The 12,827-nt window shown below is 41.4% G+C and carries 16 protein-coding genes and 1 riboswitch; of the genes, 10 read left to right on the forward strand and 6 right to left on the reverse strand.

Features of this window, described 5'->3' with window-relative positions; all coding sequences use genetic code 11:
- The first annotated feature begins 4 nt into the window (after positions 1–4).
- Positions 5–238 (forward strand): DUF1480 family protein, encoded by a 234-nt coding sequence (locus H0913_RS10450; RefSeq protein ID WP_036954855.1) that lies wholly within the window; start codon positions 5–7, stop codon positions 236–238.
- A gap of 334 nt (positions 239–572) precedes the next feature.
- On the opposite strand, the gene H0913_RS10455 is transcribed toward H0913_RS10450, so the two are convergent.
- The 4 genes from H0913_RS10455 to ftnA all read right to left on the reverse strand — a co-directional run bounded on the left by H0913_RS10455 (position 573) and on the right by ftnA (position 2,970).
- Positions 573–920: a DUF2511 domain-containing protein gene (locus tag H0913_RS10455; protein WP_181477215.1), complete on the reverse strand. Its 348-nt coding sequence runs from the start codon at positions 918–920 to the stop codon at positions 573–575.
- 44 nt (positions 921–964) lie between these two features.
- Positions 965–1,861: a copper homeostasis membrane protein CopD gene (gene copD / locus H0913_RS10460; RefSeq protein ID WP_181477216.1), complete on the reverse strand. Its 897-nt coding sequence runs from the start codon at positions 1,859–1,861 to the stop codon at positions 965–967.
- 1 nt (position 1,862) lies between these two features.
- Positions 1,863–2,249, reverse strand: a complete 387-nt coding sequence (copC, locus tag H0913_RS10465) for a copper homeostasis periplasmic binding protein CopC (RefSeq protein WP_181477217.1) — start codon at positions 2,247–2,249, stop codon at positions 1,863–1,865.
- A 217-nt stretch (positions 2,250–2,466) separates the two neighbouring features.
- Complete coding sequence (gene ftnA, locus H0913_RS10470) at positions 2,467–2,970, reverse strand: non-heme ferritin (protein WP_006658792.1); 504 nt, start codon at positions 2,968–2,970, stop codon at positions 2,467–2,469.
- 291 nt (positions 2,971–3,261) lie between these two features.
- Here ftnA and H0913_RS10475 point away from each other — a divergent pair, with 291 nt between their 5' ends.
- Entirely contained in the window at positions 3,262–3,492 is a 231-nt protein-coding gene (locus H0913_RS10475) for a DNA polymerase III subunit theta (RefSeq protein WP_154603677.1), read from the forward strand.
- A 66-nt stretch (positions 3,493–3,558) separates the two neighbouring features.
- Here the strand turns inward: H0913_RS10475 and yebF are convergent, their stop codons facing one another.
- Together yebF and H0913_RS10485 are read right to left on the reverse strand one after the other, a co-directional pair.
- Positions 3,559–3,924: a protein YebF gene (gene yebF, locus H0913_RS10480; protein ID WP_036954829.1), complete on the reverse strand. Its 366-nt coding sequence runs from the start codon at positions 3,922–3,924 to the stop codon at positions 3,559–3,561.
- Between the two features lie 202 nt (positions 3,925–4,126).
- Positions 4,127–4,306, reverse strand: a complete 180-nt coding sequence (locus tag H0913_RS10485; RefSeq protein ID WP_036954826.1) for a YoaH family protein — start codon at positions 4,304–4,306, stop codon at positions 4,127–4,129.
- Between the two features lie 138 nt (positions 4,307–4,444).
- On the opposite strand from H0913_RS10485, the gene pabB reads away from it, so the two are divergent.
- From pabB to mntP, 8 genes are all read left to right on the forward strand, one after another.
- Positions 4,445–5,815 (forward strand): aminodeoxychorismate synthase component 1, encoded by a 1,371-nt coding sequence (pabB, locus tag H0913_RS10490; RefSeq protein ID WP_181477218.1) that lies wholly within the window; start codon positions 4,445–4,447, stop codon positions 5,813–5,815.
- On the forward strand, positions 5,808–6,368 hold the full coding sequence (locus H0913_RS10495) for a CoA pyrophosphatase (protein ID WP_154603675.1): 561 nt from the start codon (positions 5,808–5,810) through the stop codon (positions 6,366–6,368). The genes pabB and H0913_RS10495 overlap by 8 nt, the downstream gene beginning before the upstream one ends.
- Positions 6,369–6,572: 204 nt before the next feature.
- Complete coding sequence (locus H0913_RS10500; protein WP_181477219.1) at positions 6,573–7,937, forward strand: L-serine ammonia-lyase; 1,365 nt, start codon at positions 6,573–6,575, stop codon at positions 7,935–7,937.
- A 677-nt stretch (positions 7,938–8,614) separates the two neighbouring features.
- Positions 8,615–9,580 carry a PTS mannose transporter subunit IIAB gene (manX, locus tag H0913_RS10505; protein WP_220127906.1) on the forward strand — a complete coding sequence of 322 codons (966 nt, stop codon included), beginning with the start codon at positions 8,615–8,617 and terminating at the stop codon, positions 9,578–9,580.
- Between the two features lie 77 nt (positions 9,581–9,657).
- Entirely contained in the window at positions 9,658–10,458 is an 801-nt protein-coding gene (locus tag H0913_RS10510) for a PTS mannose/fructose/sorbose transporter subunit IIC (protein ID WP_154603674.1), read from the forward strand.
- Between the two features lie 13 nt (positions 10,459–10,471).
- Complete coding sequence (locus tag H0913_RS10515; RefSeq protein ID WP_036953376.1) at positions 10,472–11,323, forward strand: PTS mannose transporter subunit IID; 852 nt, start codon at positions 10,472–10,474, stop codon at positions 11,321–11,323.
- 89 nt (positions 11,324–11,412) lie between these two features.
- On the forward strand, positions 11,413–11,871 hold the full coding sequence (locus H0913_RS10520; RefSeq protein ID WP_154603673.1) for a DUF986 family protein: 459 nt from the start codon (positions 11,413–11,415) through the stop codon (positions 11,869–11,871).
- A gap of 153 nt (positions 11,872–12,024) precedes the next feature.
- Positions 12,025–12,130: riboswitch (yybP-ykoY riboswitch) on the forward strand.
- Between the two features lie 84 nt (positions 12,131–12,214).
- Positions 12,215–12,796 carry a manganese efflux pump MntP gene (gene mntP / locus H0913_RS10525; protein WP_154638513.1) on the forward strand — a complete coding sequence of 194 codons (582 nt, stop codon included), beginning with the start codon at positions 12,215–12,217 and terminating at the stop codon, positions 12,794–12,796.
- Positions 12,797–12,827: the final 31 nt, after the last annotated feature.

The following is a 12,827-nucleotide window of genomic DNA, read 5'->3' on the forward strand; positions in this document are numbered from 1 at the left end:
TGTTATGAGCATAGTTAAATTGAAAATCTCTTCCTATGAAATCAATGATGCCGTTATGGCTGATAAGCGTAGTGATACTGTGAGTATTCCTTGCGATTCCGATTCTGAATTTTGTATGCAATTGGATGGTTGGGATGAACACACGAGTATCCCTGCGACACTGGACGAAAAACCGGTTCTGCTCTATCGTCAGCGTTATGATAAAGAAAATCATCATTGGCTAATGAGAATTGCTTGATGAAGATGGTGGTATTCAATAGAACGGTCAGATGGGAAATAATACAAAAAAAAGAGGCCTGGTAGATTCCGATTACCGGGCCTTGGGAAATGGCTCTGGCAGAGCCGTGCGCTAAAATTGCCATTGAGACGTAACAAAGTACTCCCTAATACTAGCGTTCAGCTTACGTTCTTACCACTTAAATTAGCAATTATTTTACATATTTTTAACACAATTTATTGCTTAATTTTCCAAGATTGAACTATTTGCATGATAAGTTAAACCTATCTAAGCAATCAGTAAAACCTTTCAATTGCCATCTCCTTGATCTTTCTAGCTAAAGGCTAACAACACCTTACTTATTGCCACACAGTTTCTCTGCGGCTTGCTTCAGCGGCAATACACGCTCTTCAACTGATTTAGTGGTCTCAATAGGCGCTAATAACACATCAATCGGTTGTGCTTGGATCTCTTTCTTTTCCATTTGTGCCGTTGCAATATCATTCAATGGATGCTGCATTAACGTAGAAGGGTTAATGACCACCAATGCGCCGTTAGCACGACACTCTAACATTACTTCTTCACGCTTTAGCGGCCAATCATCACCAAACTGTTTTTTACTGACGCTCGCCAATGGTGCAGCCATCGCCGTACTGAATGTTCCACCCAGTACGAACGCACAAATTATGAATTTAAATTTCATTTAAAATGACCTTGTCAAACAGGGTTATACAAAGATATGCGCCATTATACAGGTTGATAGGTAGCAAAAATAGCCACTGCAAGGATGGCAATAGTACCGAGCAGCAATTCAGCCCAACTATTTATTATCAAATAATTGATCCGCCCTTGCTGTTGAAGACGTGGTACCACCCAATAACGATTCGTTAATGCCAATAGCACCATCAGCCCAACCAATGCAATTTTTAGCCATAACCAAGATTGGTATTCGGATAGCGTTGAGGTGAATGGCCAGCCCGGCAATAAAATCAGGCTATTAATAATTCCCGTTATTAGCACACAAACCACGGCAATATGCCCTAGTTGCGAGTAACGTTTCATTGAGACAACAATTTGTTTTTCTAGCCCTGCTTTTAACTGTTCTTTGCTACGTAAAAATTGAATACAAATAAGGAAAGGCCACAAGCCCCCAAACCAATACGCGCAACTAATTAGATGAATGAATTGATTAGTTTGATGAGCAACTCCCAACCACCCTTCATGCATCGCCGCATGACCAATGAAAGCGTGTAGCCCCAGAATAATGACGGAGAAACCAAGAATGAGGTAAAGTTTTAGGGTGATCGGCCGTATAAATAGAACGGCAAACAAACCAACCGCACTGAGGATTTCCCATCGCCAGATTTGGCCAAAGGTAGTGCCCAGCACACCTTGCCAAATATCCATATTCAGCGCATCTTCCCAACCATCGCCCATTAAACCAGATTGTGCAATCATCCAGCAAAATGTGGTGATAATCGTGATAACTGCACTAAAGATAATGCTTTTTTTCAGCGCATCTTGGAGCAGTTCGCGAAATTGCCCATGGGAAACTATCACCGCAAACATTGACATTCCACACATCAACATTGCGGCGATAAAGTGAGCAAATCGCGTTAAGGTATAAAATGCTTCCAGTGACATATTATTTCACAGTGAAGCTATAGTTCCCTTTGGTTTTGTGTCCATCAACAGAGACTACGCTCCATTGAACATCATATTTACCTGCTGCTAATTTGCTTTCAACAGGAATAATGACTTTAGTGTTATTGCTAGGATCTAACGCGGCTTTACCCGTTTTGATAACTTGCTTGTTCTCATCCGTTACATTGACCTTAGTAAAGTTAACTTCAATGCCTTCAGAAAAGTTTAATGTGATAGCTTCTGGTGCCTGCTCTAATGCCGCGCCCTCAGCAGGTAATTGATCTTTTAGATGCGCATGAGCAAATGCTTGTTGGAATGACATACCTAAGAACAGTACAGCGACCGCGCTTAATTTACGCCAAGAAGATTTTATTTGGTTGATTGGCATAGTAACCTCTTAATTTGCAGGTGAATTTAGATATATTGCCAATCATTATACGGAAAATAATACGATACGCAGCGATAAAATCAGATTTTATCATTCAGCTTGTGAGGCTCGACACAAAATGCGAATAAAACTCACTCGCAAAAATAGAACAAGCGCCATTCATCTCTGAATTGGCGCTTGATAAGTAACACGATAATCGAGCTATTTAAAAGAATGATTAAACGTGCGCAGCCGCCGCTAAACCTTTCAGATCTTTATCCAGCAGGAATAGTGATTTACCAGACTCACCCACCATGCCCAGTTTATCCAGTACCGATTTGAACAGTTTCTCTTCTTCATGCTGCTCTGCAACATACCATTGCAGGAAGTTGAATGTTGAGTAATCTTGGGTTGTCATTGCTAAATGCGCAAGTTTATTGATTTCTGAAGTAATTAATTGCTCATGTTCGTACGTTTTATTGAACACATCAGCGATAGAATCAAAATTTTCTGGTGGTGCAGCAATCGCGCCTAAGCGTGGTAATGCCCCTGTATCGCTAAGGTAATTAAATAAACGCTGCATATGCTCCATTTCTTCTTGTGAGTGAGCTTTCAAAAATGCAGCTGCACCTTCAAAACCTTTATCACTACACCAAGCGCTCATTTGCAAATACAGATTAGCGGAGAAAAACTCAAGATTCAGTTGTTTATTTAACGCTTCAATCATGTCAGCTTTTAACATATCTTTACCTTAATGATGATGATTTTATGAAGTTATATCCCACAGTAACATAATAAATGCATTCAGAAAACATTCTTCCTATAAAAATTAATTTATTGATTAACAATGATTTTTTGTAAAAATAACACGAATCAGTCGCATTAGCTTTTATTTATCATAATAATCCTAATTGCTTACTATTATCATATTTGAATTTAATTTTATTCGCTAACCATCTCACTATTTCATCAAGATTTTTTGAACTTCAATTGCTACAATTCATGCTGATGTTGTTAACTGTTAGGATTTGAAATGAGCCACAATCTTGCCACCCTCCCAAAAGAAGAGATGGACAAAATTAACGTTGACCTGCTGGCTTCCGGCGTTGCTTTCAAGGAACGTTATAATATCCCCATTATTCCTGAGGCCGTCGAACGCGAACAGCCAGAACATTTACGGGATTATTTTCGTGAAAGGCTGGTTCACTATCGCCAGCTATCGATGAATTTCGCTCGTATGCCCTACGAGCCAAGAAATCGCTAAGAATCGAATTTTAGACACAAAAAAAGGAGAGTTACACTCTCCTTTTTCATTCTATAAAACCACAGATTATTTGCTGGTGTTATAGGTGATGGTATTGTTTTTACAATCCACAGCGACACGGTAATGCAGGTCGGACTTCGACCCTCTGACCACTAAAGGTAGCGAGTAGCCATCTTCCGTTTTCGTCACTTCACTGTCGTTGATCCATGCAACCGCTTTTTTACCCACGGCCGCTTTTTCATCTGCCCAACGTGGTAATCGGTTATTCATAAAATCATTTTTAACCTGCGCCGCAATTTGTGGCTCAGTCAGATTACCACAGCTCACAAATGCAGCTGCTTTACCTTCTTCCTTGTTAGCACTGAATGCAAACGAACTTAATACAAGCGCACAACTGCCTAAAACCATTGCTATTTTTTTATTAACATTCATACCATCCTCCGGCATCTACGAGATGTAGATGAAATTGAGATCCATTTTACTCACCAAAACTGCAGCATCATTAACAACACGCACATAGGCTGCCGTTGTCTATCTAGTGTAGTTGTAAAAATAAAACCTATGAGCAAAATGACTTAACTGATATGAATTTATCAGAAATATATTTAAATGTTAATAGGATGTTTATTAATTATTAATTTTCATCATCAAATCGAGCAACAATTTGCTCTTTACCTTGATGGTTTTCCCTGATTTCTTGAGCGACTAGCGCAATGGCTTCTCCGCTGCTCATGCCTTCTGCCATCAGTTGGTGAATGCGTTCAACCGCTTCTTGTTGCTCTGCGTGGGAAAGTGCTGGCATACCTGAAAACATAATCAACCTCTTTAAATTGCAGACTTATTTACTACGTTAAGATTTTCAGCAAATTTTAACAGCTCTTGCCTTAATAAGGTAAGATTATATGGTAATCTGACATTATTCACTTGTGGAACCTGATTTTAATTGATTGATATGGCTATTAATAAAATACAACTCCCTTACAGCCCCAATGCGGCATTAGATTATTTTGCACCGTTATCGCACCAACCCTGGGCTATGCTGCTTCATTCTGGTCAAGCTGAACACTCTCATAACCGTTACGATATCATCGTTGCTGACCCCACTGTCACCCTATTATCTCGTGGCTTGCAAACTGAAATTCAAGCGCAAAATCAGCCTGCTCAATATTCAGAAAAAGATCCCTTTGCCCTGTTACAACAATATATGGATCAATATCAAGTCACCGAATTTTCTGATGAAACTCTGCCATTCCAAGGTGGTGCAATGGGAATTTGGAGCTATGACTTAGGTCGCCGTATCGAAAAACTCCCTGAACTTGCCACCACTGAACTGCAATTTCCCGATATGGCGTTGGGCATCTATTTATGGGCTCTTATTGTTGACCACCATGAACAGCGTGTGACCTTGTTCAGCCATCAAGATGTCGAGCAGCGACTCACTTGGTTACAAGCTCAAAAAGCCTCTCGTAAAGGTACATTCTCACTAACTTCATCATGGCATGCCAACATGTCTGAAGCGCAATACCATGAAAATATTGCCCGTATCCATCAATATTTACGTGAGGGGGATTGCTACCAAATCAACCTTGCACAACGCTTTAAAGCCAAATATAAGGGCAATGAGTGGGATGCATTTTTAACGCTGAATGAAAGCAACCGCGCCCCATTCTCCTCGTTTATTCGCTTACCCGATAATGCGGTTATCAGCGTTTCTCCTGAACGCTTTATTTTATTAGAGAAAGGTGAAATTCAAACTCGCCCGATAAAAGGCACACTCCCTCGCTTAGACTCACCAGAGGAAGACCAACTTCAAGCAGAAAAATTAGCCAATTCGCCAAAAGATCGTGCCGAAAACTTAATGATTGTGGATTTACTGCGCAATGATATTGGACGTGTGGCAAAACCAGGTACAGTAAGGGTTCCTGAGCTCTTTAAAGTGGAACAATTTCCCGCAGTTCATCACCTCGTTAGCACCATCACCGCCACATTAGACAGCCAATACCAAGCTACCGACTTACTGCGTGCCTGTTTCCCTGGCGGTTCCATTACGGGCGCCCCGAAAATTCGTGCAATGCAGATCATTGAGGAATTAGAACCCAATCGTCGACATGGATATTGTGGCGCAATCGGCTATATTAGTTTCTGTGGCAATATGGATACGAACATCACAATCCGTACGCTGATAACTGACAAAAAACAGATTTATTGCTGGGCAGGCGGTGGTATTGTTGCCGATAGCCAAGCCGATAAAGAGTACCAAGAGACCTTTGACAAATTACGCCTGATTTTGCCAAAACTAGGAAAACTCGATAGCGATGACTGAGCTGAATAGCTTTATTAACCGTTTTCAATTTACACTCCCGCTTTCTCGTCAACCCGCCACATCGGCGGGTAAAGCGGCTGCAGTGCTATTGCCAATTATCAATAAATCCAATCCGACATTATTGCTCACACAACGATCACCGCTATTACGTTCTCATGCTGGTCAAGTGGCATTCCCAGGCGGTTCTCGCGATCCTGAAGATACAAACTTAATTGCGACCGCATTACGAGAAGCCTACGAAGAAGTCGCCATTCCACCAGAGAAAGTACAGGTCTTAGGGCAACTGGCACCTATCTCCAGCATTGGGGGTTATCAAGTCACCCCGATTGTCGGTCTTGTACCCGATAATATTCGCTATCAGGCGAACCCAAGCGAAGTTTCCTCTATTTTTGAAATTCCCCTGTTTGATGCATTATCCCTGCAAAAACATAAATATGTGGATATCAACCGCTCGGGTCGCGAAAAACGAGTCTTTTTTTACTGGTATAACAATCACTTAGTTTGGGGGCTCACCGCATCCATTCTTCATCAACTCGCCCTACAACTGGATTAGCTTTCATAGTCAATAATCCTTTTATTCAATCATTTTTCCACTCTCCAAAATACAATTAGTGCTATTTATAACCAATCCACCTTATGTAACTACCTTATTTCAAAAAATACTTTAAACTTACTGGTTAACACTACGAAATAACAGTAAAGTAGCGCCCTTTAAAATAAATCACTATATCTTCATCTTTTGTTTAAGGAGTCCTGCGTGATAAGCGTTTTCGACATGTTTAAAGTGGGCATTGGCCCTTCAAGCTCTCATACCGTCGGTCCGATGAAAGCTGGGAAAGAATTTGTCGATGATTTGGTCAATAAGCAATTATTGCCATCCGTCACCCGTGTCGCAGTAGACGTTTATGGCTCTTTATCCCTAACAGGTAAAGGTCACCATACCGATATCGCCATTATTATGGGTTTAGCAGGCAACCTCCCTGCTACCGTTGACATTGAATCAATCCCATCCTTTATCAAGAATGTGGAGGAGACAGAAAAGCTGCTATTAGCCAATGGCACTCATACTGTTGATTTCCCTCGTGATGGTGGCATGAATTTCCGTCAAGATAACTTACCGTTACATGAAAACGGGATGACTATCCACGCCTTCGCTGGCGACAAGGAAATTTACACTAAAACTTATTATTCCATCGGCGGTGGTTTCATTGTCGATGAAGAACATTTTGGCCAAACCTCTTCAGACAGCAAACCTGTTTCTTATCCATTTAACTCCGCGAGTGAGTTACTCTTAAAATGTAAAGAATCTGGCTTATCGATTTCTAGCCTGATGATGAAGAACGAGCTGGATTTGCACCCTCGTGAAGAAATTGACGCTTACTTTGCGGATGTATGGAAAACCATGCAAGCCTGTATTGAACGCGGTCTTAACACTGAAGGTGTCCTTCCAGGTCCATTGCGTGTTCCTCGTCGAGCACCAGCACTGAATCGCTTAGTGACCTCTGCGAGTAAACTGTCTAATGACCCGATGAACGTGGTTGATTTAATCAACATGTATGCATTGGCTGTTAACGAAGAAAACGCAGCGGGTGGTCGTGTTGTTACTGCACCAACTAACGGTGCTTGTGGTATCGTTCCAGCTGTTTTAGCGTACTACAACCATTGCGTTGAACCCGTCACGCCAGAACTTTACTTGCGCTATTTCTTAGCATCTGGAGCCGTAGGCATTCTATACAAAATGAATGCGTCTATCTCCGGAGCAGAAGTGGGTTGCCAAGGCGAAGTCGGCGTTGCCTGCTCAATGGCGGCGGCAGGTTTAGCAGAATTATTTGGCGCAAGCCCAGAGCAAGTCTGCATTGCTGCTGAAATTGGCATGGAGCACAACTTAGGTCTAACCTGCGACCCTGTTGCTGGACAAGTTCAAGTACCTTGTATTGAGCGTAACGCAATCGCCTCTGTTAAAGCTATCAATGCCGCACGCATGGCTTTACGTAGAACCAGCGAGCCTCGCGTGTCTCTCGATAAGGTTATCGAAACCATGTACGAAACGGGTAAAGACATGAATGCTAAATACCGCGAAACATCTCGTGGTGGATTAGCTATCAAAGTCCAGTGTGATTAATCCGTAATATTAAGCCTCCCTCTTCATTACCCATTTAAGTGATGAAGAGGGAATTTTATCCTCACTCTTTCTACGCTTATTTAATTTTTTTAATTAAGTCGATTGAACTCCAATACGTTCATCAAAATAACACCCCTCCTCCTTTTGCTTTTCTCGTTTCAGCTTTCGATTTTTATCGTCTATGATCGTTTTATTTCTTCAATTCTCTCACCCTACTTTCTATTTTTTGAATCACTATTTTGATCCTGTTATTCCTTTAAATTCTATTGCTCACACCTGTTTTTGCTCACTTTTTGCTCTTCTTGACGAATTTCTTATTAAATAAACCCATTTTTTGTTACCGATAACAGAATATTATTCTGTTAATTATTTATTTATAATAAATATATTTCGCATAATTTCATATATTTGGAGTTATAGGTTTATTTATCAGTAATATTTGGATCTGTTTTTATTTTTCTGACGCGAAACAAGTTTTTTGGATTAATCCTAGTGATATGATCAGGCTGACCATTCAGCTAATAATTGCACTTAACTAATTATTAGCTAGCCACTTAGTTTGAATTTATTCAGCTACTATTTAAGGTGCAGGGGAAACACATAGAGAAGGAGTCCAGTTTCTAACTTCTATTCTATCGTCGATGATGTTTCGATTTATCTGTTAAGAGGGAAAAATAGTGAGTATAGCTATTATGATTGGTACCCACGGAGTTGCTGCCGAACAGCTACTCCGAACCACCGAGATGTTAATAGGCGAGCAAGAAAACGTCTCGTTTATTGACTTTGTCCCTGGGGAAAATGCTGACACCCTATTTGAAAAATACACACAAAAGCTGACTTCGCTTGATACCTCAGCGGGTGTGCTATTTCTTGTTGATACATGGGGAGGTAGTCCATTTAATGCAGCTACACGCATTGCCAATGGGCATGACAATTACGAAATCATTACAGGCGTAAATGTCCCAATGCTCGTCGAGACCTTTATGTGCCGCGATGACAACCCATCCATGGATGAGCTGATCACCGTCGCACTCGAAACCGGTCGCGTTGGCATCCGTCCATTCAAGTTTAAAGAAGTTGTTGCAGAAACTCCTGCGCCCGCAGCAGTCAGTGCACCTGCTCCTCAACCTGTTATTGCAGGTCCGGGCGAACACATGATTATTGCTTTGGCGCGTGTTGATGACCGATTGATCCATGGTCAGGTGGCGACTCGCTGGACAAAAGAAATGCGTGTGAAACGTATTATCGTTGTCAGTGATGAAGTGTCTAAAGACACCGTTCGTTCTACCTTACTGAAACAAGTTGCTCCTCCTGGTGTTACCGCCCACGTTGTTGATGTAGACAAATGTGTCCGTGTTTACAACAACCCAAAATATTCCGGCGAGCGCGTAATGCTGTTATTCACTAATCCAACCGATGTGCAGCGCATTGTTGAGCAAGGCGTTGAGATTGACTCGGTCAATATTGGTGGAATGGCCTATACCGAAGGTAAAACCATGGTCACCAATGCCGTATCAATTAATCAAAAAGATATCGATGCATTCAATTATCTGAATGACAAAAATATTGAGTTAGAAGTTCGTAAAGTCGCTTCAGACAGTAAAGTCCACATGATGGATTTAATTAATAAACTCAAAAAATAATGTTTTATAAATTCGTTCTTATTGAACCGTTACTCAAAAACAGACTTAGAAACTTGTTGGTTACAGGAGATTAAACAATGGAACTTACCGTTGTTCAAATAGTAATGGTCTTCGTTGTGGCTTGTATCGCCGGTATGGGATCGATCCTCGATGAATTCCAGTTCCACCGCCCTCTCATTGCCTGTACGCTTATTGGTATTGTTCTGGGTGATATGAAAACCGGTATTATTATTGGTGGTACGCTGGAAATGATCGCGTTAGGTTGGATGAACATCGGTGCGGCCGTTGCACCCGATGCTGCATTAGCCTCCATCATTTCAACCATTCTGGTTATTGCAGGTGGTCAAAGCATTGGTGCGGGTATCGCGCTGGCTATCCCACTGGCAGCAGCCGGACAAGTACTGACCATTATCGTTCGTACTATCACCGTTGCATTCCAACACGCTGCTGACCGTGCTGCGGTCTCCGGCAATTTAACCTCCCTGAGCATCATCCACATTTCTGCGTTATTACTGCAGGCAATGCGTATCGCAATCCCTGCGCTGATCGTCGCAATTTCAGTGGGAACTTCAGAAGTCCAGCACTTACTGAACTCTATCCCTGAAGTCGTTACCAATGGTCTGAACATTGCAGGTGGTATGATTGTTGTGGTCGGTTATGCGATGGTTATCAACATGATGCGCGCTGGCTACCTGATGCCGTTCTTCTATTTAGGCTTCGTAACTGCGGCCTTTACTAACTTCAACCTTGTTGCACTTGGTGTGATTGGTGTTGTGATGGCAATTCTGTACATCCAACTGAGCCCGAAATACAACAAATCCCAAGTTGTTGTCAGCCAATCAAACAGTAACAACAATCTTGATAACGAATTAGACTAGAAGGAACGTGAAAATGGTTGAACAAACTCAATCTACTGAAAAACGGCTGACAAAAAGCGATATTCGTGGGGTTTTCTTGCGTTCTAACTTATTCCAAGGTTCTTGGAACTTCGAACGTATGCAGGCTCTGGGTTTCTGTTTCTCAATGGTTCCCGTGATCCGTCGCTTATACCCTGAAAACAATGATGACCGTAAACAAGCGATTAAACGTCACTTAGAGTTCTTCAATACCCACCCTTACGTTGCAGCGCCTATTTTGGGTGTAACGATGGCGATGGAAGAAGAACGTGCTAATGGCGCGGACATCGACGACGGTGCAATCAACGGTATCAAAGTCGGTCTGATGGGACCATTAGCCGGTGTGGGTGACCCAATTTTCTGGGGAACCGTGCGTCCAGTCTTTGCTGCACTGGGTGCAGGTATCGCGATGACAGGTAGCTTGTTAGGCCCTGTACTCTTCTTCGTTCTGTTTAACCTTGTACGTCTGTTAACTCGCTATTACGGCGTGGCTTATGGCTACAAGAAAGGGATTGATATCGTTCAAGATATGGGCGGTGGATTCCTGCAAAAACTGACCGAGGGGGCTTCAATTCTAGGTCTGTTTGTAATGGGGGCGTTAGTTAATAAATGGACTCACGTCAACATTCCACTCGAAGTTTCGCGGATCAAAAACCAAACAACTGGCGTTGAAGATATCACTACTGTTCAGATGATCCTCGACCAATTAATGCCGGGCTTGGTTCCACTGTTACTGACCTTCGCCTGTATGTGGCTGTTACGCCGTAAAGTGAACGCTTTATGGATCATTATCGGCTTCTTCGGTTTAGGTATTCTGGGTGCTTGGTTGAATTTCTTAGCGCCATAATTCCTGTTAAATATCAAAAAAGGGAGGTTGCAGCCTCCCTTTTTTACTTTTAAGCTTGGTAGCTCGTCCACTTAGTCATGGGTACTCAAATGACCTTAAATGATGCCGTTTTAGCCATTATCATTTTGATCATGCTTGTATACGCAATCTATGATGAATTTATTCAAGGAATTCTGAAAGGCAAAACTCTACTAAAAGTTAACTTAAAACGTAAACATCGAGTTGATGCCATCATTTTTATTGTGCTCTCTTGTATTGTCATTTATACAAATATTGTTCGACATGGTAATTTATTAACCACTTATTTATTAATGATTACTATTTTTATGGCTATTTATTTAGCTTTCATTCGTCGGCCAAAAGTATTTTTTAAACAAACCGGTTTTTATTTCGCCAATACTTTTATTTTATATGAGCGAATTAAGACAATGAATTTATCTGAAGATGGTATTTTAATGATTGGATTAGAGCAAAAGAAAATCCATGTTCAAGTTAACCATCTTGATGATTTACAAAAGATTTATGATTTCTTCATTAATCATAAATAACTACTTTATATATTGGTATAAATATTAAGGTTAATTAAATGTTTAATTAACCTTAACTTTGTTAATATCGAAAATGAAAATTATTCTCATTTAAAATGATATATTTATTAATAATTAATATTTTGCCTTTATTAAAATCTATGTTATCTTTCGTCCCACGTCATTGGGGAGTAGCCTGTTCTGGAATGTATTCTTTCCAGAAAATCCGTGTCAACATACTCGTTTGTTTTTAAACGTGGTGCGGATGCCATTTATTGGTTGGCAAGACCATAGACACATAAATACGCCTTTTGGTTGGGGGTAATTTATGTGTATATGGAAACACCCAACCGAGATTATTGTTATGAGCTTTTACGCAACTCTCATCCTCGCCCTCGCACTCTCTATGGATGCTTTCGCTGTCGCTATTTGTAAAGGTGCAGTGCTCCATAAACCCCGTTTTCGTGAAATTCTCCGCACTGGTTTTATCTTTGGTTTTATCGAAGCTATCACGCCGATCATTGGCTGGGGTATTGGTATTTTAGCCAGCCAGTATGTTATCCGTTGGGATCACTGGATTGCGTTTGCCCTACTGTTCATTCTTGGTGGTCGTATGATCTGGCAAAGTCTGACAACCAAAGATGAAGATTGTTGCGCTAAACCATCAAGTCACAGTGCAGGAAATTTAGTGTTATCTGCCATTGCCACCAGCCTTGACGCTATGGCAATTGGTTTAGGTCTGGCTTTCCTACAAGTGGATATCGTCCATACGGCCATGACTATTGGCTTAACCACAATGATAATGGCGACAATTGGCATGATGATTGGCCGTTACGTAGGCCCATTATTAGGAAAAAAAGCAGAGATTTTAGGCGGGCTGGTGCTTATTGCGATTGGATTTAATATCCTCTTTGAGCATCTCGAATTATTTATGTACGCGCCATAATCTTTCCGTTCCCCCTGAACCATTCGGGGGG

This window comes from Providencia rettgeri (assembly GCF_013702265.1).
Taxonomy (GTDB): domain Bacteria; phylum Pseudomonadota; class Gammaproteobacteria; order Enterobacterales; family Enterobacteriaceae; genus Providencia; species Providencia zhijiangensis.

Bases quoted from the DNA above. Each gene is read 5' to 3' on its own strand.
- H0913_RS10495 (WP_154603675.1), top strand. From the start codon at position 5,808: ATGACTGAGCTGAATAGCTTTATTAACCGTTTTCAATTTACACTCCCG.
- H0913_RS10485 (WP_036954826.1), bottom strand. From the start codon at position 4,306: ATGTTTTCAGGTATGCCAGCACTTTCCCACGCAGAGCAACAAGAAGCG.
- yebF (WP_036954829.1), bottom strand. From the start codon at position 3,924: ATGAATGTTAATAAAAAAATAGCAATGGTTTTAGGCAGTTGTGCGCTT.
- H0913_RS10515 (WP_036953376.1), top strand. From the start codon at position 10,472: ATGGTTGAACAAACTCAATCTACTGAAAAACGGCTGACAAAAAGCGAT.
- H0913_RS10510 (WP_154603674.1), top strand. From the start codon at position 9,658: ATGGAACTTACCGTTGTTCAAATAGTAATGGTCTTCGTTGTGGCTTGT.
- H0913_RS10455 (WP_181477215.1), bottom strand. From the start codon at position 920: ATGAAATTTAAATTCATAATTTGTGCGTTCGTACTGGGTGGAACATTC.
- H0913_RS10520 (WP_154603673.1), top strand. From the start codon at position 11,413: ATGACCTTAAATGATGCCGTTTTAGCCATTATCATTTTGATCATGCTT.
- pabB (WP_181477218.1), top strand. From the start codon at position 4,445: ATGGCTATTAATAAAATACAACTCCCTTACAGCCCCAATGCGGCATTA.
- ftnA (WP_006658792.1), bottom strand. From the start codon at position 2,970: ATGTTAAAAGCTGACATGATTGAAGCGTTAAATAAACAACTGAATCTT.
- H0913_RS10475 (WP_154603677.1), top strand. From the start codon at position 3,262: ATGAGCCACAATCTTGCCACCCTCCCAAAAGAAGAGATGGACAAAATT.
- H0913_RS10450 (WP_036954855.1), top strand. From the start codon at position 5: ATGAGCATAGTTAAATTGAAAATCTCTTCCTATGAAATCAATGATGCC.
- copD (WP_181477216.1), bottom strand. From the start codon at position 1,861: ATGTCACTGGAAGCATTTTATACCTTAACGCGATTTGCTCACTTTATC.
- mntP (WP_154638513.1), top strand. From the start codon at position 12,215: ATGAGCTTTTACGCAACTCTCATCCTCGCCCTCGCACTCTCTATGGAT.
- copC (WP_181477217.1), bottom strand. From the start codon at position 2,249: ATGCCAATCAACCAAATAAAATCTTCTTGGCGTAAATTAAGCGCGGTC.